The sequence below is a fragment of the Polaromonas sp. SP1 genome, assembly GCF_003711205.1.
GTDB lineage: Bacteria > Pseudomonadota > Gammaproteobacteria > Burkholderiales > Burkholderiaceae_C > Polaromonas.
The window spans coordinates 2,930,415-2,951,973 of record NZ_CP031013.1 but is presented as its reverse complement, the minus strand read 5'-3'; the positions used below and the strand labels follow the sequence as shown (position 1 = coordinate 2,951,973).

The 21,559-nt window shown below is 65.0% G+C and carries 22 protein-coding genes; 16 read left to right on the top strand and 6 right to left on the bottom strand.

Annotated features, from left to right (window positions below):
- Window positions 1–54: 54 nt before the first annotated feature.
- Both DT070_RS14060 and DT070_RS14055 read right to left on the bottom strand, forming a co-directional pair.
- Complete coding sequence (locus DT070_RS14060; protein ID WP_122955963.1) at window positions 55–714, bottom strand: DedA family protein; 660 nt, start codon at window positions 712–714, stop codon at window positions 55–57.
- An 80-nt stretch (window positions 715–794) separates the two neighbouring features.
- On the bottom strand, window positions 795–1,448 hold the full coding sequence (locus DT070_RS14055) for a hypothetical protein (RefSeq protein ID WP_122955962.1): 654 nt from the start codon (window positions 1,446–1,448) through the stop codon (window positions 795–797).
- A 157-nt stretch (window positions 1,449–1,605) separates the two neighbouring features.
- Here DT070_RS14055 and mutL point away from each other — a divergent pair, with 157 nt between their 5' ends.
- From mutL to DT070_RS14030, 5 genes are all read left to right on the top strand, one after another.
- Window positions 1,606–3,546: a DNA mismatch repair endonuclease MutL gene (mutL, locus tag DT070_RS14050; protein WP_122955961.1), complete on the top strand. Its 1,941-nt coding sequence runs from the start codon at window positions 1,606–1,608 to the stop codon at window positions 3,544–3,546.
- 156 nt (window positions 3,547–3,702) lie between these two features.
- Window positions 3,703–4,551 (top strand): alpha/beta hydrolase, encoded by an 849-nt coding sequence (locus DT070_RS14045; protein WP_122957410.1) that lies wholly within the window; start codon window positions 3,703–3,705, stop codon window positions 4,549–4,551.
- A gap of 50 nt (window positions 4,552–4,601) precedes the next feature.
- Window positions 4,602–5,858, top strand: a complete 1,257-nt coding sequence (locus tag DT070_RS14040; RefSeq protein WP_122955960.1) for a multidrug effflux MFS transporter — start codon at window positions 4,602–4,604, stop codon at window positions 5,856–5,858.
- Between the two features lie 75 nt (window positions 5,859–5,933).
- Window positions 5,934–6,836 (top strand): tRNA (adenosine(37)-N6)-dimethylallyltransferase MiaA, encoded by a 903-nt coding sequence (gene miaA / locus DT070_RS14035; RefSeq protein WP_228778689.1) that lies wholly within the window; start codon window positions 5,934–5,936, stop codon window positions 6,834–6,836.
- A 9-nt stretch (window positions 6,837–6,845) separates the two neighbouring features.
- Complete coding sequence (locus DT070_RS14030; RefSeq protein ID WP_122955958.1) at window positions 6,846–7,490, top strand: ABC transporter ATP-binding protein; 645 nt, start codon at window positions 6,846–6,848, stop codon at window positions 7,488–7,490.
- Between the two features lie 5 nt (window positions 7,491–7,495).
- On the opposite strand, the gene DT070_RS14025 is transcribed toward DT070_RS14030, so the two are convergent.
- On the bottom strand, window positions 7,496–8,464 hold the full coding sequence (locus tag DT070_RS14025) for a threo-3-hydroxy-L-aspartate ammonia-lyase (protein WP_122955957.1): 969 nt from the start codon (window positions 8,462–8,464) through the stop codon (window positions 7,496–7,498).
- Between the two features lie 132 nt (window positions 8,465–8,596).
- Here DT070_RS14025 and DT070_RS14020 point away from each other — a divergent pair, with 132 nt between their 5' ends.
- The 5 genes from DT070_RS14020 (at window position 8,597) to DT070_RS14000 (ending at window position 14,863) form a co-directional block, all read left to right on the top strand.
- The gene (locus DT070_RS14020; protein ID WP_122955956.1) at window positions 8,597–10,477 is read left to right on the top strand and encodes a tetratricopeptide repeat protein; all 1,881 of its coding nucleotides are present in this window, start codon (window positions 8,597–8,599) and stop codon (window positions 10,475–10,477) included.
- An 18-nt stretch (window positions 10,478–10,495) separates the two neighbouring features.
- Complete coding sequence (locus tag DT070_RS14015) at window positions 10,496–13,099, top strand: ABC transporter permease (protein ID WP_122955955.1); 2,604 nt, start codon at window positions 10,496–10,498, stop codon at window positions 13,097–13,099.
- Window positions 13,100–13,213: 114 nt separating this feature from the next.
- Window positions 13,214–13,807, top strand: a complete 594-nt coding sequence (locus tag DT070_RS14010) for a tetratricopeptide repeat protein (protein WP_122955954.1) — start codon at window positions 13,214–13,216, stop codon at window positions 13,805–13,807.
- A gap of 131 nt (window positions 13,808–13,938) precedes the next feature.
- Entirely contained in the window at window positions 13,939–14,430 is a 492-nt protein-coding gene (locus DT070_RS14005) for a hypothetical protein (RefSeq protein ID WP_122955953.1), read from the top strand.
- A 205-nt stretch (window positions 14,431–14,635) separates the two neighbouring features.
- Window positions 14,636–14,863, top strand: coding sequence for a hypothetical protein (locus DT070_RS14000; RefSeq protein ID WP_122955952.1), 228 nt, complete (start codon window positions 14,636–14,638; stop codon window positions 14,861–14,863).
- Window positions 14,864–14,883: 20 nt separating this feature from the next.
- Here the strand turns inward: DT070_RS14000 and DT070_RS13995 are convergent, their stop codons facing one another.
- Complete coding sequence (locus tag DT070_RS13995; RefSeq protein WP_122955951.1) at window positions 14,884–15,795, bottom strand: LysR family transcriptional regulator; 912 nt, start codon at window positions 15,793–15,795, stop codon at window positions 14,884–14,886.
- 70 nt (window positions 15,796–15,865) lie between these two features.
- Between DT070_RS13995 and DT070_RS13990 the strand changes: the two genes are divergently transcribed.
- From DT070_RS13990 to DT070_RS13980, 3 genes are all read left to right on the top strand, one after another.
- Window positions 15,866–16,297, top strand: a complete 432-nt coding sequence (locus DT070_RS13990) for a DoxX family protein (RefSeq protein WP_122955950.1) — start codon at window positions 15,866–15,868, stop codon at window positions 16,295–16,297.
- Window positions 16,298–16,309: 12 nt separating this feature from the next.
- Complete coding sequence (locus DT070_RS13985; protein ID WP_122955949.1) at window positions 16,310–16,981, top strand: glutathione S-transferase family protein; 672 nt, start codon at window positions 16,310–16,312, stop codon at window positions 16,979–16,981.
- A gap of 98 nt (window positions 16,982–17,079) precedes the next feature.
- Window positions 17,080–17,427, top strand: a complete 348-nt coding sequence (locus tag DT070_RS13980; protein ID WP_153976363.1) for a hypothetical protein — start codon at window positions 17,080–17,082, stop codon at window positions 17,425–17,427.
- An 82-nt stretch (window positions 17,428–17,509) separates the two neighbouring features.
- On the opposite strand, the gene DT070_RS13975 is transcribed toward DT070_RS13980, so the two are convergent.
- Window positions 17,510–18,403: a LysR family transcriptional regulator gene (locus tag DT070_RS13975; protein ID WP_122955947.1), complete on the bottom strand. Its 894-nt coding sequence runs from the start codon at window positions 18,401–18,403 to the stop codon at window positions 17,510–17,512.
- 136 nt (window positions 18,404–18,539) lie between these two features.
- On the opposite strand from DT070_RS13975, the gene DT070_RS21380 reads away from it, so the two are divergent.
- The 3 genes from DT070_RS21380 to DT070_RS13960 are packed head-to-tail and all read left to right on the top strand — an operon-like array spanning window position 18,540 to window position 21,068.
- Window positions 18,540–18,833, top strand: coding sequence for a DUF1127 domain-containing protein (locus tag DT070_RS21380; protein WP_164483762.1), 294 nt, complete (start codon window positions 18,540–18,542; stop codon window positions 18,831–18,833).
- 54 nt (window positions 18,834–18,887) lie between these two features.
- Window positions 18,888–19,967 carry a PLP-dependent cysteine synthase family protein gene (locus DT070_RS13965; RefSeq protein WP_122955945.1) on the top strand — a complete coding sequence of 360 codons (1,080 nt, stop codon included), beginning with the start codon at window positions 18,888–18,890 and terminating at the stop codon, window positions 19,965–19,967.
- A 9-nt stretch (window positions 19,968–19,976) separates the two neighbouring features.
- Window positions 19,977–21,068, top strand: a complete 1,092-nt coding sequence (locus DT070_RS13960; protein WP_122955944.1) for a lipocalin-like domain-containing protein — start codon at window positions 19,977–19,979, stop codon at window positions 21,066–21,068.
- A gap of 42 nt (window positions 21,069–21,110) precedes the next feature.
- On the opposite strand, the gene DT070_RS13955 is transcribed toward DT070_RS13960, so the two are convergent.
- Window positions 21,111–21,362, bottom strand: coding sequence for a hypothetical protein (locus DT070_RS13955; RefSeq protein ID WP_122955943.1), 252 nt, complete (start codon window positions 21,360–21,362; stop codon window positions 21,111–21,113).
- Window positions 21,363–21,559: the final 197 nt, after the last annotated feature.

Genomic DNA, 21,559 nt, shown 5'->3' with positions numbered 1-21,559 from the left:
ATACGCTTACTTACTAACTCCCACACACCGGGTTATTCCCGCCCCGTGCGGGATTCAGGCCGGGGGAACGGCCGACATGGCCTTGCGCCTGGCTTTCCACGCGCCAAAAATCACGATCAGGCCGGGGATCAGGATCATGGCCCAGATGATTTTGTCGAGATGGGTTTTGACAAACGGGATGTTGCCGAAGAAGTAACCCACCGTCACGATGCCGCCTACCCACAAAGCGGCGCCTGCCACGTTGTAGAGCGTGAACTTGCTGCGCGTCATGTCCGACACACCCGCCACAAAAGGCGCGAAGGTGCGCAGGAAGGGCATGAATCGCGCCGCAATGATGGTGACGCCGCCGTAACGTTCGTAAAAGGCATGGGCCTGGTCAAAGGCCTTTTTGTTGAACCAGCGGGAGTTCTCCCACTGAAAGACCTTGGGCCCAAGCGCCCGGCCTATGGTGTAGTTGCACTGGTCGCCCAGCACGGCGGCCACAAACAGCAAACCCACCGCGACCGGAAAGCTCATCAGGCCCACGCCGCACATGGCGCCCACCACAAACAGCAGCGAATCGCCCGGCAAAAACGGCATGACGACCACGCCGGTTTCGACAAAGATGATGAGGAATAAAAGCGCGTAAACCCAGGCGCCGTAGCTGGTGACAAAGGCCTCGAGGTGCTTGTCGACGTGAAGGATGAAATCGATGAGAAATGCGGCTAGTTCCATATCGCCGATTTTGACAGGTGCCCGCACGCTTTCCCGAATGCCCGTTCCGCGCTCAGGCCATGCCGCCTGGCATCCGTTCGTCAGTTCGCGCGCACCCGGGTCATCACGTGTACCAGGCCCTGGCCGGGCGCATAGACGTAGCCGTAGCTGCTGCCGCTCGTCTTGTAGCCGTACTGCATGGCGCCGGGAATGCCCTGCCAGACGCAGGAAAGTTTTTCTATTTCGAGGTGCGAAGGCTCGTAGCGCGTGCCGCGGGGAAATTCGTAATACGTACCGTAGGTGCGCTTCTGGCCCTGGGTCCACAGGCCGATCGGGTATTTGCCTTCGTTGGTGATGTTGCCGATACGCTGGTCAAACACCCGGCCCATGCCCGTGCGGTCTGCCGTCATCGCGTAGCGCTCGAAGGCCCGCGGCACTTTGCGCTCGTAAACCTCGTAGTTCTTGCCGCCCTGCCCTTGCCATGCGACAGGCCCCTTGAGCGTCACGTCGCCGCCGGCGAGCGAGCCGTCCGGCAGCTCGTCGCTGAAGGTGTAAGTGCGGTCCACCGGGACCATGACCAGCTCGTTGCCGGCGGGCATGGGGCTGCCGGTGAAAAGCTCCACCGGCAAAAATCTCTCTTTGACACTTTCATCGTGCACACACACAGGGGCTTGCGTGCCCTGCGCCTGGGCAGCACTGAACAGGGACAAAGAGCCCCAGACAGACAAAAGCAGAGGTATTTTTTTGAATGGCATGGCTTCCTTCAAGTGGCGGGCAAATCGGCGGGACCTGGCGCAGCGCCTATGCGCAAGCAACAGAATATTACAAGTTCGGGACGCAAACCCATGGCTCCCACCGGGCTCTGCGCAACTTTTGATCGCCAAAAAGGGCAAACCCCTAAAATCCCCAGCAATGATCACCACGACCACCCGCCGCCCTATCCGCGAGCTCCCCGACGAACTGATCAGCCAGATCGCGGCCGGCGAAGTGGTGGAGCGCCCGGCCTCCGTGGTGCGCGAGCTCGTCGACAACGCGCTGGACGCCGGCGCCACCCAGGTGACGGTGCGCTTGCTGGCCGGCGGTGTGCGGCTGATCCTGGTGGAAGACGACGGCTTTGGCATTCCGCGCGAAGAGCTGCCGGTGGCGCTGCGGCGCCACGCCACCAGCAAGATCGCCTCGCTGCAGGACCTGGAAGCCGTGGGCACCATGGGCTTTCGGGGCGAGGCGCTGGCCGCCATCAACTCCATTGCCGACATGAGGCTGCTGTCCCGGACCGCCGCCGACGACCACGCCTGGCAGCTTGACGGGCGCACCGGCGAGCTCAAGCCCGCACCGCGCAGCCGCGGCACCAGCGTGGAAGTGCGTGAGCTGTTTTACGCCACGCCGGCGCGCCGCAAGTTTTTGAAAACCGACGCCACCGAGCTGGCGCACTGCATCGAGGCCGTGCGCCGTCATGCGCTGGTGCGGCCCGATGTGGGCTTTGCCATCTGGCACGAAGGCAAGCTGGTAGAGCAGTGGCGCGCCGCCAGCGGCGACAAGGCCCACCAGCAGCGCCTGGCCGATGTGCTGGGCAGCGAGTTTGTCGAGCAATCCGTCGCCGTCAGCTACGAAAGCAGCGCCCGCCGCGCCGACGGCCTGCCTGCCGTGCGTGTGTGGGGCGTGGCTGGCATCCCGGATGCCGCCCGCTCACGCGCCGACCAGCAGTTCGCGTATGTCAATGGCCGCTATGTGCGCGACAAGGTGCTCACCCATGCGGCACGCAGCGCGTATGAAGACGTGCTGCACGGCCACCGCCAGCCGGTGTATGCGCTGTATGTCGAGATCGACCCGGCCCGCGTGGACGTCAATGTGCACCCGACCAAGATCGAGGTGCGCTTTCGCGACAGCCGCGAGGTGCACCAGGCGGTGCGCCACGCGACAGAGAACGCGCTGGCCGTGCCGCGCTCGGCAGTGACTACCGCTGCTGCGGTGGCCGGGGCGCCCAACGGCGATTTGGAGCCAAATCGGTCTTTCGCCCAGGCGGGATGGGCACAACCCGCTATTAATTTTGTAGCAAACGGCGGTAACCGCGTGTCGGACTTTGAAGCCATGTGGCCTGCAAAATCTTCCGTTCGCCCTGAGCCGCCCGTCCTGAGCCCTGTCGAAGGGGTCGAAGGGGTCGAAGGGCTTGATACCACAGCGGCGTCGACCCTTCGACAAGCTCAGGACAGGCAAAGCTCAGCCCGAACGGTGATGGAAAACGAGCAACTGCCCGCCGGCGACTGGCCGCTGGGCCGCGCCATCGCCCAGCTTCAGGGCATTTACGTGCTGGCTGAAAACACCCAGGGCCTGGTCATCGTCGACATGCATGCCGCCCACGAGCGCATCGTGTACGAGCGCCTGAAAACCCAGATGGACGCCGGCGACGGCGCCGGCATCGCCAGCCAGCCGCTGCTGATTCCCGCCACATTCCCTGCCAGCCCGCAGGAAGTGGCCACAGCCGAAGCCAGCGCCCAGACCCTGGCCACGCTGGGCCTGGAGATCACCCCCTTCTCGCCCAAAACCCTGGCTGTGCGCGCCGTGCCCACCAGCCTGGCGCAAGGCGATGCGGTCGAGCTGGCCCGCAGCGTGCTGGCCGAACTGGCGCAGCACGACGCCAGCACCGTGATCCAGCGGGCGCAAAACGAGTTGCTGTCGACCATGGCCTGCCATGGCGCGGTGCGCGCCAACCGCAAGCTCACGCTGGACGAGATGAACGCCCTGCTGCGCCAGATGGAAGCCACCGAGCGCTCCGACCAGTGCAACCACGGCCGGCCGACCTGGCGCCAGGTCAGCATCAAAGAGCTCGACGCCCTCTTCATGCGCGGGCGCTAAAGCCGCCCGGCTTTTCAAAACTTCACGGCACGGATACGGCCTGGAGGGCGTACAGGCGCAAGAATTGCATGCCCGCAGCTGGTACAGATCGGGCAAGCGGCGCGGCGTAAAACCGCCCCTGAGAACTTTTTCAGCCGAATTCACTCAGTCATGACCATGAAACGCTGGCACTTCTTCATCACCTTTTGCACGGCGCTGGCGTTGCTGGCCGGCTGCGCCACCCTCGACGAAAAACAGCGCGCCTGGATCTTCCAGCCCAGCGACCGGACCTGGAGCGGCGGCGCCGCGGCGGCCGTGGGCATGGAGGACGTATGGATAGACTTCACTTCGTCTGCCACCGAAAAACCCGTGCGCCTGCACGGCCTCTGGCTGGCCAGCGACAAACCCGATACTGCCCAGGCGCCTGTGCTGCTCTACCTGCACGGCGCCCGCTACAACGTCACCGGCTCCGCGCCGCGCATGCGCCGCATGCAAGAGCTGGGCTTTTCGGTGCTGGCGATTGACTACCGCGGCTTCGGCAAAAGCACGAACGAGCTGCCGTCCGAAAAATCCGCCTATGAAGACGCCCGCGCCGCCTGGGACTGGCTGGCCAAAACCTACCCCAACCGCCCGCGTTATATCTTCGGCCACTCGCTGGGCGGGCCGATTGCCATCAACCTGGCCACCGAAGTGGCCGATGAGCGCGGCACCATCGTCGAAGGCACCTTCACCTCGATTGCCGACGTGGTGAGCAGTTCGCCGCAATGGGGCTGGATGCCGGTGTCGCTGCTGATCACCCAGCGCTTTGAGGCCGTGCGCAAGGTCGACAAGATCGGCTCGCCGCTGCTGGTGGTGCACGGCGGCGAAGACCGGCTCATCCTGCCCGACCTGGGGCGCAAGCTCTATGAGGCGGCGGCCGAGCCCAAGCTCTTCATGCTGGTCGAGGGCGGCTCGCACCACGACACCAACATGGTCGGGCAGCCGCAGTACCGGCAGGCGCTGGCCCAGCTCTTTCAGCTGAAGTAGCCGGCCCGAGCGCGCTGCCCCGGCTGGGGCAATCTGATAACCTCAGCCGGATGCCCTCCCCTCACCTATCGCCGGCTGCCGCTGCCGCCTCGCCGACCGGCATGTCCACCGGGCTGATCGTGCTCATCCTGTCGATGCTGCTGGGCATACAGCCCGTCACCACCGACCTCTACCTGCCCGCGCTGCCCGCACTCACCGAGGGTTTTGGCGCGGCCATGTCACAGGCCCAGCTCACGCTCAGTGCGCTGCTGCTGGCCTTCGGCTCCTCGCAGCTCATCTGGGGCCCGCTGTCCGACCGCTTCGGGCGCCGCCCCATCCTGCTGTGGGGCCTCACGGCCTACACGCTCGCCTCCATCGGCAGCACGCTGGCGCCGTCGATGGCCCTGCTCATCGTCTGGCGCATCGTGCAGGGCGCGGCCATGGGCGCGGTGGTGATGTGCGCACGCGCCATCGTGCGCGACCTGTACCACCCGCTGGAAGGCGCACGCGTCATGTCCAAGGGCCTGAGCGGCCTGGGCGTGCTGGCCTGCATCAGTGCGCCGCTGGGAGGCCTGCTGTCCGAACTGTACGGCTGGCGCATCGCGCTGGCGGCGCTGGCGGTGTTCGGCGCGGCCGCGCTGGCGCTGGTCAGCCTGCGCTTTGAAGAATCCCTGGCGCAGAAAAACCCCAACGCGCTGCAGCCGGCCACGCTGTTTCGCACCTGGCTGCACATCGTGCGCAACCCCACCTTCCTGGCCTTCTCGGCCCTGACGGCGGCGTCGTACGGCGGACTGTTCACCTTTTTGGCGACGTCGTCGTTCGTCTTCATCAAGGTGCTGGGCCTGAGCAAAACCGGCTACGGCCTGGTGATGTTTTCGATGTGCTTTTGCTACCTTGCCGGCACCTTCATCTGCCGTCGCCTGCTGCCGCGCTTCGGCGTGCGGCGCTCGGTAGCCATTGCCGCCTGCCTGAGTCTGACGGCCGGCACCACCATGGGCGTGCTGGCCTTGTTCGGCGTGCAAAACGTCTGGGCCATCATGCTGCCCTACTACCTCTTCATGCTGGCCCACGGTGTGCACCAGCCCTGCGGGCAAAGCGGCGCCGTGGGGCCTTTCCCGCAGGCAGCGGGCGCGGCGTCGGCGCTCAACGGCTTCTTCATGATGCTGGTGGCCTTTGCCATGGGCGGCTGGCTGGGCACCCACATGGACGGCACGGTGCGGCCGCTCACCCACGGCATCTGGCTCTGGAGCGTGCTGATCGCCACGGCGGCCTGGACGGTGGTGCAGAAATACGGCGAGCCTGCCCATGAGGCCGCCGCCAAACCCTGAGCCGCCGGTGAGCACGTGAGCGTCCCCTACATCTGCATCGCCGGGCCCACCGCCTCGGGCAAGACCGCCGCCGCCATGGCCATCGCACGGCAGTACGGCGTGGAAATCATCAGCGTCGATTCAGCGCTGGTGTACCGCGGCATGGACATCGGCACCGCCAAACCCACGCCGGACGAGCTGGCCGCCGTGCCGCACCACCTGATCAATATCCGCGACCCGCTGCAGGCTTACAGCGCCGCCGAGTTTGTGGCCGACACCCATCAACTGATCGGCCAGATCACCGCGCGCGGCAAGCTGCCGCTGCTGGTGGGCGGCACCATGCTGTACTTCAAGGCCCTCTTTGACGGGCTGGACGACATGCCCAAGGCCGACCCCGCCGTGCGCGCCGCGCTGGCCGAGGAGGCGGCGGCCAAAGGCTGGCCTGCCCTGCATGCCGAACTTGCCCGCGTGGACCCGGCGACAGCCGCGCGGCTGGCACCCAATGACTCGCAGCGCATCTCGCGTGCACTGGAAGTGTTTCGTGTCTCGGGCCAGCCACTGTCCTTCTTCCACCAGCAAGGCGCTATTAAAAAGATAGCTACAAGCCAAGGTACACCAATGGCTGGAGGCCTTATTTCCCTTGAACCGCAAGACCGGGGCTGGCTGCACGAACGCATTGCCCAGCGTTTTGACGCCATGCTGGCGGCGGGCTTTATCGACGAGGTGAAGGCCCTGCGCGCACGCGGCGACCTGAACCCCGACCTGCCGTCCATGCGCTGCGTGGGTTACCGCCAGGCCTGGGAAGCACTCGATAACGTTTATCCGATGAGCGAGCTGCGCGACAAAGGCATCTTCGCCACACGCCAGTTGGCCAAGCGCCAGATCACCTGGCTGCGCTCCATGCCGCAGCGGCAGGTGGTGGCTTGTGATAGTGAGGAGCCGGTAGCGCAGGTGCTGCAAACCATCGAACGCCTGCTCCACCCAGCCAGTCGCGGGTAGCATCCACTCATGCTTCAGGTCCGCAACCTCACCAAACGCTACGCAGACACGCCCGTCTTTGCCGGTGTGTCACTCGATGTCGCACCCGGTGAGTTCGTCGCCATCGTCGGTGAATCGGGTGTGGGCAAATCCACGCTGCTCAACTGCATGGCCGGGCTGGACAGCTGGGATGAAGGCTCTGTGCGCCTCAACGGCCAGGACCTGGATGCCCTCAGCGACGATGAACGTGCGCTGCTGCGCCGCCGCCATGTGGGTTTTGTGTTCCAGGCTTTCCATGTATTGCCGCACCTGGATGTGGCGCAGAACGTGGCGCTGCCCTTGCTGTTGCTCAACGAGCCCGACGATGCCAGGGTCCAGGCCATGCTGGGCGCGGTAGGCCTGGCCGGCCTGGGCGCGCGCCTGCCGCAGCAGCTCAGCGGCGGGCAACTGCAGCGCGTGGCGATTGCGCGGGCGCTGGTGCACAGGCCCAGCCTGCTGCTGGCCGACGAGCCCACCGGCAACCTGGACCCGGCCACCGCCGCGCTGGTGATGGACGCGCTGATTGCGCAGACGCGCGAGCAAGGTGCGTCGCTGGTGCTGGTCACCCACTCCGAAGCCGCCGCTGCGCGCGCCGACCGCAGGCTGCACCTGAGCGCCAGCGGCATCACCGCCTGAATTTTTCAGCGCCCCGCCAGCAACTCGGCGTAGCGCGCCATGTCGACGTTGCCGCCGCTGACGATCACACCGATGCGCTCGCCCTTGCCCGCGCCGCCTTCCAGTGCGGTGCAAGCCGCGGCAAACGCCAGGCAACCGGTCGGCTCGACCACCATCTTCATGCGCTCGGCAAAAAAGCGCATGGCTTCCACCAACTGCGCATCGCTCACGGTGAAGATGTCGTCCACATCGCGGCGGATGATGCCGAAGGTGTACTCGCCCAGGTACTGCGTCTGCGCGCCGTCGGCAATGGTTTTGGGTGTTTCGATGCGCACGATGCGGCCGGCCCGCAGCGACTGAAGGCCGTCGTTGCCTGCTTCGGGCTCGACGCCGTAGACCTTGCACTTCGGCGCCAGCGCCCGCGCGGACAACGCCGAGCCGCTGGTCAGCCCGCCGCCGCCCAGGCAGATATAGAGGCGGTCCAGCGGGCCGGTTTCTTCGAGCAGCTCTTTGGCGGCCGTGCCCTGGCCGGCAATCACGTCCGGGTGGTCATACGGCGGGATCAGCGTCATGCCACGCTCGGTCGCCAGGTTTTTTGTCAGGGCCTCGCGGTCTTCGGTGAAACGGTCGTACAGCACCACTTCAGCGCCGTAGCCGCGTGTGGCAGCCAGCTTGGCGGCCGGTGCGTCCTGCGGCATGACGATCACTGCGGGCATGCCCAGCATGCGCGCCGACAGGGCCACCGCCTGCGCATGGTTGCCTGACGAAAAAGCGATGGCGCCGGCCTTGCGCTGCGCCGCGTCGAACTTCGACAACGCATTGAAGGCGCCGCGAAACTTGAAGGCGCCCATGCGCTGGAAGTTTTCGCATTTGAAGAAGAACTGCGCACCCCACCGGGCATCGGCGGTGGCGGACTGCAGAACGGGTGTGCGGTGCGCGTGGCCTTCAATCCGGGCGGCTGCGGCAATCACGTCGTCATAGGTGGGGAGTTGCATGGAAGGCTCAGGCTTTCTTCGATAAGGGCGGTTCAAAAAACGGTTCAGGGATGCGATTCATGATAGCCGACACCCTGCGCCGCAGCGCCGCCCCGCAGGTGCGCGAGGGGCACAGTTATAGTCACCCTTGCCATGCCTGAAACCCCGTCGACTCCCCTGGAAATCACGCCCAGCCACATCCCCGCGGACCTGGCCACCGTGCAGCACCTGCTCAACCAGTCCCAGCCCCAGGCGGCGCAGGCCGCACTGCGCAGCGTGCTGCAGCAGCGCCCAAAAGACGCGCTGGCCCACGTGTTTGCAGCGCTGGCGGCGCGCATGGGGCAGCAGCTTGCACAGAGCCGCACGGAGGTTGAGCACGCGCTGCGCCTGAACCCGAAATTTTTCCCGGCATGGATAGAGCTGGCCCGGCTTGAACGGGCCACCGGGCACCTCGATGCGGCCGCGCAGGCCTACAGGCAGGCCCACGAACTGCTGCCGCAGGCCATCGACGGCCTGCAGGAGTGGCATGCGGTGCTGTATGACAGCCGACGGTATGCCGAGGCGCTGCCGGTGATTGCGCGGCTGGCCGAACAGCAGCCCGGCGATGTGGCCGTGCAGCTTTACCTCGCGTCCACCCTGCAGCAGCTTGAGCGCCATGCCGAGGCGATTCCGATTTATGAAGCGCTGCTGGCGCACGCGCCGAAGTTTCCCCTGCTGCTGAACAACTACGCCGCCGCACTGATGAACACGGGCCGGCAGGACGAAGCCCTGCCGATTTTCCAGCGGGAGGTTGCGGCCCACCCCGACAACGCGCTGGCGCGCGTGAACCTCGCCGTACTGCTGAAGAACCGCTTTGACATCGACGGCGCGCAGGAGCAGTTGCGCATCGCCTGCGCGCAGCTTCCCAACTACGCCATCGCCCGCAACAACCTCGGCCTGCTGCTGAAGGAATACCAGCAGTGGGACGAAGCCGAAGCCTGCTTCAGGCAGGCGCTGGCGCTCGATGCGGACTACGCCGGCGCGCGCTGGAACCTGGCCATGCAGCGCCTGCTGCGCGGCGATTTTGCCGAAGGCTGGCCCCTGCATGAATCGCGCTGGAACGGCGCCCCCGAACTGCGCAACCAGCGGCAGGAGCTGTCGCGGCCGCGCTGGCAGGGTGAGCCGCTGCAGGGCAAGACGCTGCTGGTGTGGACCGAGCAAGGCGCCGGCGACATCCTGCAGTTTGTGCGCTACCTGCCGCGCCTGGCCGAGCGGGTGCATGCGCAGGGTGGGCGCCTGCTGCTCAGTGCGTTCAAGCCTTTGAAGGCGCTGCTGGACGCCAGCTTCAAGGGTGTACTGGACGGGCCCGTCATTGACGACGTAACGCCGCCCCCCGACTTTGACTGCCACTGTCCCTTGCTGTCGCTGCCCCTGCACCTGGGCCTCGGTGCGGACGACCTGGCCGTGCCGGCGCCCTACCTCAAACCCACACCGGCGCGGGTGGCGCACTGGAAAAAGCAGCTGGCAGAAGACCACCCGGACCGCCAACTGCGCGTGGGCCTGGCCTGGAGCGGCAGCCTCACGCACCAGCGCAACGCGCTGCGCGCCGTGGGCATTGAAGCCTACACCCGTTTTGCCGATGTGCCGGGCGTGCGCTTTTACAACCTGCAGTTCGGCGCGGCGCACGATGTGGAAAAGGCCCGCGCGGCCGGCCTGCCCCTGGTTGACCTGACGCCCGGGATCGGCGACTTCAATGACTCGGCCGCTTTCATGACGCAGCTGGACCTGGTCATCAGCGTCTGCACCTCCACCGCCCACCTGGCGGGCGCGCTGGGCAAGCCCTGCTGGGTGCCGCTGGACGTGAACCCGCACTGGGTCTGGCTGCTGGAGCGTGAAGACAGCCCCTGGTACCCGCACACGCGCCTGCTACGCCAGTCGCAGTTCCACGAGTGGGAACCTGTCTTGCAGCGCCTGCATGCGGACTTGCGCGAGTGGGCCGCCAACCCCCCCGGCCTGGCCAAACCCGCCAAAACGCGCCAGCCCCGCAAAGACTGAGCCGGCACGCGTTCAGCCATGCGTGCCCTGCTCACAAGCTTTTCCTGGCGCGAGCTGCAGCACCACCCGTGGCGCAATGCCGCGGCGGCCGTGGCCGTGACGCTGGGTGTGGCGCTGGCGTTTTCGGTGCAGCTCATCAATGCTTCCGCGCTGAGTGAGTTCTCGCAGGCGGTGCGCGCCGTGAACGGCCAGCCCGACCTGGAACTGCGCGCCGTGCAAGGCAGCTTTGACGAAAACCTGTACACGCGTGTGGCCAACCACCCGCAAGTGGCGCTGGCCAGCCCGGTGCTTGAAATCAGCACCTACGCGGTGGACGCCAAAGCCGGCCGACTTGCCCTGCGCATCATCGGCGTGGATGTGCTGGCGGTGGCGCCCATTGCGCCGGCTTTGATGCCGGTACCGTCTTCACAAGCGGAGCGCTTTGCCCTGTTCACACCGGGCAGCGTGTTTTTGAACCCGGCCGCGCGGCAGCTCTTTACCGGCGATGCGCTGGCTCTGCAAAGCGGCCTGGAACTGCGCCGCGTCAAAGTAGCGGGCAGCGTGGGCGCCGGCGGCGGGCCGCTGGCCGTGATGGACATAGGCGCCGCGCAAGACCTGTTCGGCAAGGCCGGCCACCTCTCCCGCATCGACGTGCAGCTCAAACCCGGCGCCGACGCGCAGGCTTTTATCGCGTCGCTGCAGCTGGCGCCCGGCATCACCGCTGCCGCGCCCGGCGACGCGGCCGAGCGCGTGAGCAACCTCTCGCGCGCCTACCGCGTCAACCTGACGGTGTTGGCGCTGGTGGCGCTTTTTACCGGCGCGTTTTTGGTGTTCTCCGTGCTGTCGCTCAGCGTGGCCAAGCGCGCACAACAGTTTGCCTTGCTGGGCGTGCTCGGACTGACAGGCCGCGAACGCCTGCAGCTGGTGCTGATGGAGTCGCTGTTGCTGGGCCTGGTGGGCAGCGCGCTGGGCATTGCGCTGGGCACCGCCCTGGCTGCGCTGGCGCTGCGGCTGCTGGGCGGCGACCTGGGTGGCGGCTATTTCACCGGCGTGGCGCCCGGCCTGCAGTGGAGCGCCTGGGCCGCGCTGGCCTACGGTGCACTCGGCGTGCTGGCCGCGTGTGTGGGCGGCTGGTGGCCGGCGCGTGCCGCGCAAAAACTGCCGCCGGCGCAAACCCTCAAAGGCCTGGGCATGGCCACCGGCACCGGCCGCACGCACTGGCTCAGCATGACCCTGGTGGCGGCCGGCGCACTGCTGGCGCTGGCGCCCCCGGTGTTCGGCGTTCCATTGGCCGCGTATGTGTCGGTCGGCCTGCTGCTGGTGGGCGGCATCACCGCGCTGCCTTGGCTGATTGCCCTGCTTTACGACCGCCTCAGCCCCTGGGTTGCGCACCGGTTGCTGCCCTTGTTGGCGGTAGAGCGCGCACGCCGTGTGCGTGAAAGCGCGGCGGTGGCCGTCAGCGGCGTGGTGGCCTCGCTCAGCCTGGCGGTGGCGCTGACGGTGATGGTCGCCAGCTTTCGCGAATCGGTGACGCGCTGGCTGGACGTGGTGCTGCCGGCCGACCTGTATGTGCGCACGGCGCTGGGCACCTCGGCCAGCGACACGGCGTATTTTTCGCCGGAGTTCGTCGCGGCGCTGGGCAGCCTGCCCGGCGTGGCGCGGGTGGGCGCCTTGCGCACCACGCCGCTGCTGCTCGATGCGGCGCTGCCCGCCGTCACGCTGATCGCGCGGCCGCTGGACGAGCCGGCCACCGCGCTGCCGCTGGTCGGCCAGGCGCTTGAGGTGCCGGCGGGGCAGATCGGCATCTATATCAGTGAGCCCATGGTGGACCTGTACGGACTGCGCCCCGGCCAGGGCTTTCCCCTGCTGTCGCAGGCGCTTTCACAATCTTCACAGTCTTTTAGCCCTCCAGCCCAGGTACAGCCTGGGCAAGCAGCTATTGATTTGATAGCAAAATCATCCGTAACAACAACGCCGCAGTTCTACGTCGCCGGTGTCTGGCGCGACTACGCCCGCCAGTTCGGCGCCATCGCCATGGCCCAGCGCGACTTTGAGCGCCTGACCGGCGATCGCCGCGCCAACGAGCTGGCGTTGTGGCTGCGCGCTGGCGCGGGCGACAGCGACGTGCAGCAAGCCGTGCGCGGCCTGGCCGAGCGCCAGTCCGGCGCTGGCGCGCTGCTGGAGATGGCCTCCGTCAGCCAGTTGCGCGCCACCTCGCTGAAGATCTTTGACCGCAGCTTTGCCGTGACTTACTGGCTGCAAGGCGTGGCGATTGCTATCGGACTTTTCGGCGTGGCCGCCAGCTTCAGCGCGCAGATGCTGGCGCGCCGCAAAGAGTTCGGCCTGCTGGCGCACCTCGGGTTGACGCGCCGGCAAATCCTCGCCGTGGTGGCCGGCGAAGGCGCGGCCTGGACGCTCATCGGCGCGCTGGCCGGCATGGCGCTGGGGCTGGCCGTGTCTGCCGTGCTGGTGTATGTGGTCAACCCGCAAAGCTTTCACTGGACCATGGACCTGATGGTGCCCTGGCAGCGCCTGGGCCTGTTGTGCGCGGCCGTGGTGCTGGCCGGCACGGTGACGGCCTGGCTGGCGGGCCGCGCGGCGGCGGGCAAGGATGCGGTGCTGGCGGTGAAGGAAGACTGGTAAAGCTATCTCCAGCAGAAAACGCTGAATCTTTCGCCCCTTCAATCGAAATCAATTGGTAGGCCCCATCGGCCAGAAGACTTTTATGCTTTCGCGCTTTCAACCCGGAGCCAATTCATGACCTTTTCATCCTTTTCGCGCTGGGCTCTTCTGCTGCTCATGACGTCATTCAATGCTCAAGCCCAGATCACGTGGCCCGACCCCTACCTCTCAGGGGTAAGAAACCTCCCCGATTCGAAACTGGTGGAGCTCATCGTATCCGGCAGCGAACCTGCACACATCCAGCACATCATCAACCTTGCCCCCAAAGACCCCGCGCTCGCCCTGGAGCGGATGAGAACATTTGCCGACCTCAAAATTCCCACGGCGATGTATGTCACGGGACTTTGGCTGCAGGTAAAGGATCCCGCCGCCGCTTTTGAATGGCTCAAACTGGCAGCGGATGCCGGACATCCGGTGGCCCAGGAGGCCGTGGGCGCCCAATACAAATCCGGCAAAGCGGTTGCGCGCAATGACGCCGCCTCCTTCGACTACTACCTGAAGGCAGCCACCGGTGGCATACGGCCGGCCATGCTCAATGTAGCGACGGGCTACTGCCTGGGTGATGGTGTTTCAAAAAACGTCAAAGAAGGCCGGCGCTGGGTGGATACGCTGAATAAGGGCCAGCCCAAAGCAAAGGCCTTTAGCTATGGGGATCTGGAGTGCGAGTAAGCAGGTAAGTGCTGGTTTGGCTTTCCTGATACACCTGCGCCGTCCTACAGGGGCCGGGGCCTGATTCCCACGTCTTGCAGCAGGGCTGCGCAGCACACTGGATCCACGTCACCCTGCACGTGGAGCCCCCTATGAGCACCAGCACTTTTCCCAACGTTCCCAATACCGTCATGCCGCGTGCACACAGCACCGGCGCACAGGCAGGCGCGGCCTCGATTGAAGCGCGTGCGCCGCAGGCGCCCGTGCGGCTGGCCCATGGCCTGCTGGCCTTGCGCAACGACGATGGCAGCGTGACGCTTCAGCCCACGCAACCGCTCACGCTGCAAGCCGAAGAACTGGAAGCGCTGGTGACCGACCTGGCCGGGCTGCGCGCCTCCATGGACCCGCCCTACCCGCTGGACTGCCCGCCGCTGTGCGCGCTGGAGCCCTGCTACAGCCCGCGGCACTGGGTCGCCTGCGACCCATTGACCGGAAAGATTTTGCTGTTCCTGCGCCACCATCTTTTCGGCTGGCTGGGCATTGTGCAGACACCCGAAGCCGCGCTGGAGATGCTGAAGTCGGTGGCCGTCGAGATGAAGAACCTCGAGTGGTCGGAGGACGACCCCAAGCGCGAGTTGCACTGACTTCGCAAACCATCTTCGCCAGTTGGGGAAGCGCTACTTGGGCTCTGGCGAACTTTAGAAGTATTTAGTTTTTCCCAATGGCGGTGAGGCGCCGGCAAGGCGCTTTCGTTTGCTTACTCACCGTCACGCTTTTGACCCGCAATTGTCATCACGCAAGCGCGCGGCGCTCATACCATGGAGGCATCACTTCAAAGAGGTCTTCACCATGGCATCTTCAAAAGCACCGCCACATGACTACCGCATTGAAAACGTTGACCCTGTGCAAGGCAGCCTCTTGCATGCCAATTCCCAGCATCTTTATGCCGACTACTCGCTGGCGGTAGCCGTCGCCGTCAAAAGCGTGGCCGACCCCACGCGCCAGGAAGTGCGCGTTGTGCACATTCCCAGCGGGGAAGTTGTGTTTCGCACCTCCGGTGCGGGCCAGTCGTTTTGAATTTATCGTCAAGCCAGCGCTCAGGCCAATCGAATACTGGCCGCAAAGTGGTCGTACACCGCCGAGATTCTTCGCAGGTGGCGCGACTCGGGGTGCGCCAGCAGCCACAGGTCTGATTCGCAGTCACTCAGCGTGCCGCCCAATGGCACCAACGCAGGCTCACTCTCCAGCATGAAGACGGGCACGATGCCCACCCCCAAGCCCGCCTTGATCGCATCCATCACCGCCACAATGCCGTCCGCATGATGGCGCGGCGTGAGCTTGGGAAACTGCTTGCGCCGCCACAGCACCGACGGGTGTTCGGGCAGCGATTCGTCGGGTGCTATCCAGTCGGCGCTGGCCAGGGTGTCCATCAAGGCGCTGGTCTTTTTGGATGACGCGGCCTTGGCTTGCGCCTTGGAGCCACACACCACAAAACGCACCGTGCCCAGCTTTCGCCCCACCAGGTGATCGGGCGGCTTGCGCGTGGCGCGCAAGGCCAGGTCGGCGTCGCGTCGGCTGAGGCTGAGGAGTTCGTTGCCCGTTCGCATATCGAGCTGCAGCAAAGGATGCTGCGCGAGCAAGGGCTTGAGCGAAGGCAGCACCAGCCCGCGCAGCACGGCGTCGGTCGTGGTGAGCCGCACCCGTCCCGACACGCCTTCATGCGGCCGCTGGGCGCTGGCGCGCGCAGCCTCCAGCTCGGCTTCGATGCGCTCGGCATGCTGCACCAGGGCCAGCATGGGCTCGGTCGGCAAATAACCCTGGCGGGAGCGTTCAAAGAGGCGCTGGCCCAGGCTTTTCTCAATGCGCTGCACCGAGCGGAACACCGTGGAAGCATCCGCCTCCAGCCGCCGCGCCGCTTCGGCCAGCGTGGCGCCACGCACCAATGCCAGCAAGGTTTGCAGGTCGTAGGCCGTCAAGGCGTATTGCGATTTTGCAGTGAATGTTTTCATGTACGCCAATTTACATTGCTTTTTTGCAATCGTAAAGTGGCGGCCTCTTTCACTTTATTGCGAGGTTTTCATGAACACGACAACGCATTCTTCTGCATCCACCACCCCTCAAGACTGGGGCGCGACCCTGCTGCGCATCAGCCTGGGCCTCATGTGGGTTACCCACGCACTGCTCAAGATCGTGGTCTACACGCTGCCCGGCACGGCGCAGTTTTTCGGCTCCGTGGGCCTGCCCGGTTTTATGGTCTACCCCGTGGTGGCGATGGAACTGGCCGGCGGGGCTGCGTTGCTGCTCGGCTTTTACGGCCGCCAGGTGTCGCTGCTGCTGGCGCCAATTCTTTTGGTGGCGGCCTGGGTGCACCTACCCAATGGTTGGGTGTTTACCAACCCCAAGGGCGGCTGGGAATATCCGGTGTTCCTGCTGGCGGCAACGATGGCGCACTGGCTGCTGGGTGACGGCAAACTGGCGCTGCGCCGCAGCCGTCTCTTCGTTCCAGCTTGAAAGGGAAGCATCATGCAAATGACCCTCATCAGCCACACCCTGTGCCCCTACGTACAACGCGCCGCCATCGTGCTGGCCGAAAAAGAAGTCGCGTTTGAACGCCGCTATGTCGACCTGGCAAACAAACCCGACTGGTTCAAGGCCGTGTCGCCACTGGGCAAAACGCCGGTGCTGATGGTGGACGATGACACGATTTTTGAATCCGCCGTAATCTGCGAATACCTGGACGACACGCTGCTGCCGCGCCTGCATCCTGCGGATGCGCTGAAGCGCGCGCAGCATCGTGCGTGGATGGAGTTTGGCTCTGGTGTGCTCAACACCATTGCGGCCTTTTACAACGCGCCCGATGCGGCGGCGCTCGCCCGGCAGCGTGAAAACCTGCAGCAGCGGTTTTCCCAGATCGAGGCTGTGCCGCCCGAGCAAGGGCCCTACTTCGCCGGCGCTGCTTTCAGCATGGTCGACGCCGTGTTCGGACCAGTGTTTCGTTACTTCGATGTGCTGGAGAGCGTCGGTGAAACGGGGTTCTTTGACGGTCTGCCGAAAGTTCGCGCCTGGCGCGCCGCTCTCGCTGCGCGCCTGTCAGTCCGGCAAGCGGTGGGCAGCGGTTATGCCGCAGAGCTGCACCGCTTTTTCCTGGCTCGCGGCTCTGAGCTCTCGCGCCGCATATCGGAGCATGAAGGTTGAGCCTGATGCTATAAAGCGGATGGCTGCATTCGGCCAGAAGCGGACATTCGACAAAATTCAAATGCCTGTAAAAAGCTTTTCAAATGCGGGGGAGTGCCATGGATGTAGATGCCGAAATTCGCAATGCAATTGAAGTCGGCGAGCGACAAGGTCTGGCGTCTCTCGCGGGCATGCGCCAGCAGGTCTTTGCGATCTCCGAGGCGGAGGTTTACTGCGACAAGGACGGCATTGACGCGTTAGTCCATCGATACGGGTTTTCCACGATGCACATATTTGCCGAAGCCTACAGGGCAATAGGGGCTGCAGACATCGCAAGCGCATTGTTGGAGTTACATGCCGCAGGAACCCCGTCTCGGAAGCTGATGAGTCGGGCGAATACCCTGATCACGCGCCGCGAAGGCTACTCGTATGAGAACCTGGAGACCTTGGTTCGTCGTTCAACCTGAACTTCCGCCTTGGGCCCAATGCAGATACGGAAATTACGCCGCTCTGCACCGGCGTCTTGAACCGCACAAATCGCGCAGCAGCTCAAGCCTGACGAAACGTCGCCAGGGTCTTGAGCAAGTTGCGCGTAGCGCCATCCAATGCATCCAGCGGCCTGTGCACCATGGCGGTGTGACGTGTCAACGCGGGCTTGAGCGGCACCAGTTGCACGTCGTGCCGCACATTGGATTCCTCCACTGATTGCTCCCTCGGCAACACCGCCGCACCGTAACCCGCTGCCACCAGGCTCTTGATCGCCTCGGAGTAATTGAGCTCGATCCGCGCACGCGGCGTGAAACCCGCATCGGCAAACCAGGCCATGGTCATGCGGTACATGTGGGTGGGCGTTTCGTTGAAGATCAATGGGCGTGAGGCGAGCCACGCCGGTGTGGCGTGTTTGGGCGCCTTCCAGCGTTTGGGCACAAAGGCCATCATCGGGTCGCTGCGCCAGTGCGTGATCACCATGCCGCGTTGCGCGGGTGGGGGCGTGGCAACCAGGCCGACATCGAGCGTGCCTTCAATCAAGCGCTGCAGCGTGTCGGCCGAGCCCAGAATGCTGACCTCGACATCGATGTCGGGATGGGCCTCTTCCATCGCCTTGAGTACTTGCGGCAAAAAGTACACCAGCACACCGGTGGTGGTGCCCAAGCGCACACGGCCGGTGCGGCCCTCGACGTGACGCTTGACCGCATCCACCGCATCGTCGGCGTCGCGCAGCAGGCGGCGGGCGCGCTCGACCAGCATGGCGCCTGCGGGTGTCGGCTCGACGCGCCGGCCGCCGCGCACCACCAGCGGTGTGCCCAGCCGGCTTTCAAGCTCGCTCACATGCAGGCTGACGGTGGGCTGCGCCAGGTGCAGGCCCTGCGCCGCGGCGGAGAAGGTGCCGAGGTCGGTGATGGCCACCAGCGTTCTTAATTGGTCCAGGTTCAGTTCTCGCATAAAAGCTCCCTTACCGGGGATTATCAGCAATCCTGATAGTTTTAATCAGAAAACTCAACTTCCACAATACCAGAATAAATTGCACCATGGGCGCCTGGCTTCATTTCAGACCTTCCGACCCCACAAGGAGAACCCCATGCCTTCCGCCGCCATTCCCACCGTCAGCCCAAGCTTCAGGCCGTTCGCAGACTTCCTGCGCCGCCTCGCGGCTTTGCCGGCGGCAGTGCGCAGGCTGGGCCGGCAATTGAGCAACGCCTGGTTCAGGGAAGCGCCGTGCGCAGCCGCGCCTTATGAGCAGGTGCCCACCCGCCTGCAGCGCGACGAGCTCATGGCCATGAGCAGCCACGAACTCAGCGACCTGGGCATAGGCCGCAGCGAGATTCCGGCCTTGTTCAGTGAGCCGTCGTCATGGAACGCCGGCTGGTATTGAAGGCCCGCTTCGCCCACGTTGGCGGATGCGGGTCTTGCTGCGAGAATCGGGGCCATGACCGCACCCCACTCCAGCAGCCCCTGGCTCAGCGCCGCCATCGCCCGCATTGAGGCCGACTACCAGCGCAGCGCCGACACCCATCTCATCCCCCTGCCTCTGCCGGAATTTGCGGCGCGCGGCATCGACTTCTACCTCAAGGACGAGTCCACCCACCCTACCGGCAGCCTCAAGCACCGGCTAGCGCGTTCGCTCTTTTTGTATGCGCTGTGCAATGGGCTGATCCACGAGGCCTCCACCATCGTCGAGGCCTCCAGCGGCTCCACCGCGGTGAGTGAGGCCTACTTTGCGCGGCTGCTGGGCCTGCCCTTTATTGCCGTGATGCCGCGCAGCACCTCGCCCGAGAAAGTGGCGCAGATCGAGTTTTACGGCGGGCGCTGCCACTGGGTGGACAGCGCGGCGCAGGTGTATGACGACGCGCGCAAGCTGGCGCTGGAAACCAGCGGCCACTACATGGACCAGTTCACCTATGCCGAGCGCGCCACCGACTGGCGCGGCAACAACAACATCGCCGAAAGCATGTTCAGCCAGATGGCCCACGAGCGCCACCCGGTGCCGCGCTGGATCGTGGTGGGCGCGGGCACGGGCGGCACCAGCGCCACCATAGGGCGTTATGTGCGCTACCAGCGCCATAACAGCCAGCTGTGTGTGGCCGACCCGGCGGGCTCGGTGTTTGGGGCTTATCACCGTACGGGTGATGCCAATATCACCGGCGTCGGTTCGCGCATCGAGGGCATAGGCCGCCCGCGCGTGGAGGCCAGTTTTATCCGCACCGTGATAGACCGCATGGTAGAAGTCGCCGATGTCTCATCCGTGGCTGCCATGCAGGCGCTCTCGCGCCTGCTGGGCCGCCGCGTCGGGCCTTCGACCGGCACCAACCTGGTGGGCATGCTGACGCTGGCGCATGAGATGCTGGAGCGCGGTGAGCAGGGCTCCATCCTGTCGCTGCTGTGCGATTCGGGCGAGCGTTACCTGCCCACGTACCACAACGCCGAGTGGGTGGCCGACAAAATGGGCGACTGCACGGCGGCCTGCGAACAGGTAGAACGCTTGATGCGGCCCGCGCCGGCCCGCTGAAGAAACCTCATGCAATTTCCCCCGCTGCCTGTGAGCTTGCTGCGACGCCAGTTGCTGCTGGGTGGCGCGGCCACGCTGGCTGGATGGGGTGCCCCGGCCCACGCGCTGCCCGCAAAGGCATTGGTGTTCCCGCGCGACCGCGGCGCCCACCCCAGCTTTCGCACCGAGTGGTGGTACATCACGGGGCAGGCAAGGGCCAAAGATGCCGGCGACCGCGTGTTCGGCTTTCAGCTGACCTTCTTCCGCTCACGGGTGGATGCCACGCAAGGCATGGCGTCGAAATTCGCCGCCAAACAATTGCTTTTTGCCCACGCCGCCATCACCGACGTGCAAGGCAAAAAACTCTGGCATGACCAGCGCATCGCGCGCGACGGTTTTGGGCTGGCTTCTGCCGATGAGCAAGACATGGACCTGAAGCTGCGCGACTGGTCACTCAAGGCCGATGGGACGACCTACACAGCAGAGCTGCCGGCCACCGACTTCGCGATCAAGCTGCAGTTTGAGGAGACGCAAGCGGTGCTCTTGCAAGGCAACAAGGGCCTGTCACGCAAAGGCCCTGATGAAAAACAGGCCAGCTACTACTACAGCCAGCCGCAACTCGCCACACGCGGCAGCCTGCAGGTCAAAGGCCAGAGCTTTGACGTCACCGGCAAGGCCTGGCTGGACCACGAATGGAGCGAAGAAATCCTGCACCCCGACGCCCTGGGCTGGGACTGGATCGGCATGAACCTGCTGGACGGCAGCGCCCTCACCGCCTTCAGGCTGCGTGACAAGGACGGCAATGCGCTCTGGGATGGTGGCTCATTTCGCTCACCCAAGGGTGGGCTCTATACCTTTACCCGCGGCGAAGTGATCTTCAAGCCGGTGCGACGCTGGAAGAGCCCGCTGACGCAGGCCACTTACCCGGTGGAATGGATCGTGCGCACGCCGGCTGATTTTTATACCGTGCGCGCCGTCATCGACAACCAGGAGCTGGACAGCCGCCAGTCGACCGGTGCGATTTATTGGGAAGGCCTGAGCGAGCTGATCGACAGCAACGGCAAGCAGGTGGGGATGGGGTATCTGGAGATGACGGGCTACGCCCAGCGCTTGAGGATGTAGCGCCGGCGCCGGCCGCAGTAGCGGCCTGCGCCCCCAAGAGGATTAATAGTCGGCGCGGATCAGGCGCTGGCTGCGCGCGCTCATGTTGCGGCGGATGTGCGCCGGCAGCCATGGGTAAGGCTGGCCCGCGGCAGACTTTGCCTCAACGCCGGAAGGCGCGCCCGGCAGCAGGAATTGCGCGGCGCCCAGCACCTTGCTCAGGAAAGACGAAGACGAAACGGACGCCGGCGACGAACGGCCGCCGACAGAGGCGTTGGCGGAAGCGGGCTCAGTGAAAAATGCGGTGCGTGTCATGGAAGGGCCTTTCGAGGTGACTTGAGTGGCGACAACTGCCAAAACCAGAGGTCATGACGAGAATATAGGGTTAACGAGTATAAAAGTAAAACGACTAATATTGCGTTTCAATGCAATAAAACTGCATATAGAGCGTACCCTCCAGAGTGAGCGCCATTCAGACAAAAAGCGGACAAAAACCGCCACGCCGGGAGACA

Bases quoted from the DNA above. Each gene is read 5' to 3' on its own strand.
- DT070_RS14060 (WP_122955963.1), bottom strand. From the start codon at position 714: ATGGAACTAGCCGCATTTCTCATCGATTTCATCCTTCACGTCGACAAG.
- DT070_RS14055 (WP_122955962.1), bottom strand. From the start codon at position 1,448: ATGCCATTCAAAAAAATACCTCTGCTTTTGTCTGTCTGGGGCTCTTTG.
- mutL (WP_122955961.1), top strand. From the start codon at position 1,606: ATGATCACCACGACCACCCGCCGCCCTATCCGCGAGCTCCCCGACGAA.
- DT070_RS14045 (WP_122957410.1), top strand. From the start codon at position 3,703: ATGAAACGCTGGCACTTCTTCATCACCTTTTGCACGGCGCTGGCGTTG.
- DT070_RS14040 (WP_122955960.1), top strand. From the start codon at position 4,602: ATGCCCTCCCCTCACCTATCGCCGGCTGCCGCTGCCGCCTCGCCGACC.
- miaA (WP_228778689.1), top strand. From the start codon at position 5,934: ATGGCCATCGCACGGCAGTACGGCGTGGAAATCATCAGCGTCGATTCA.
- DT070_RS14030 (WP_122955958.1), top strand. From the start codon at position 6,846: ATGCTTCAGGTCCGCAACCTCACCAAACGCTACGCAGACACGCCCGTC.
- DT070_RS14025 (WP_122955957.1), bottom strand. From the start codon at position 8,464: ATGCAACTCCCCACCTATGACGACGTGATTGCCGCAGCCGCCCGGATT.
- DT070_RS14020 (WP_122955956.1), top strand. From the start codon at position 8,597: ATGCCTGAAACCCCGTCGACTCCCCTGGAAATCACGCCCAGCCACATC.
- DT070_RS14015 (WP_122955955.1), top strand. From the start codon at position 10,496: ATGCGTGCCCTGCTCACAAGCTTTTCCTGGCGCGAGCTGCAGCACCAC.
- DT070_RS14010 (WP_122955954.1), top strand. From the start codon at position 13,214: ATGACCTTTTCATCCTTTTCGCGCTGGGCTCTTCTGCTGCTCATGACG.
- DT070_RS14005 (WP_122955953.1), top strand. From the start codon at position 13,939: ATGAGCACCAGCACTTTTCCCAACGTTCCCAATACCGTCATGCCGCGT.
- DT070_RS14000 (WP_122955952.1), top strand. From the start codon at position 14,636: ATGGCATCTTCAAAAGCACCGCCACATGACTACCGCATTGAAAACGTT.
- DT070_RS13995 (WP_122955951.1), bottom strand. From the start codon at position 15,795: ATGAAAACATTCACTGCAAAATCGCAATACGCCTTGACGGCCTACGAC.
- DT070_RS13990 (WP_122955950.1), top strand. From the start codon at position 15,866: ATGAACACGACAACGCATTCTTCTGCATCCACCACCCCTCAAGACTGG.
- DT070_RS13985 (WP_122955949.1), top strand. From the start codon at position 16,310: ATGCAAATGACCCTCATCAGCCACACCCTGTGCCCCTACGTACAACGC.
- DT070_RS13980 (WP_153976363.1), top strand. From the start codon at position 17,080: ATGGATGTAGATGCCGAAATTCGCAATGCAATTGAAGTCGGCGAGCGA.
- DT070_RS13975 (WP_122955947.1), bottom strand. From the start codon at position 18,403: ATGCGAGAACTGAACCTGGACCAATTAAGAACGCTGGTGGCCATCACC.
- DT070_RS21380 (WP_164483762.1), top strand. From the start codon at position 18,540: ATGCCTTCCGCCGCCATTCCCACCGTCAGCCCAAGCTTCAGGCCGTTC.
- DT070_RS13965 (WP_122955945.1), top strand. From the start codon at position 18,888: ATGACCGCACCCCACTCCAGCAGCCCCTGGCTCAGCGCCGCCATCGCC.
- DT070_RS13960 (WP_122955944.1), top strand. From the start codon at position 19,977: ATGCAATTTCCCCCGCTGCCTGTGAGCTTGCTGCGACGCCAGTTGCTG.
- DT070_RS13955 (WP_122955943.1), bottom strand. From the start codon at position 21,362: ATGACACGCACCGCATTTTTCACTGAGCCCGCTTCCGCCAACGCCTCT.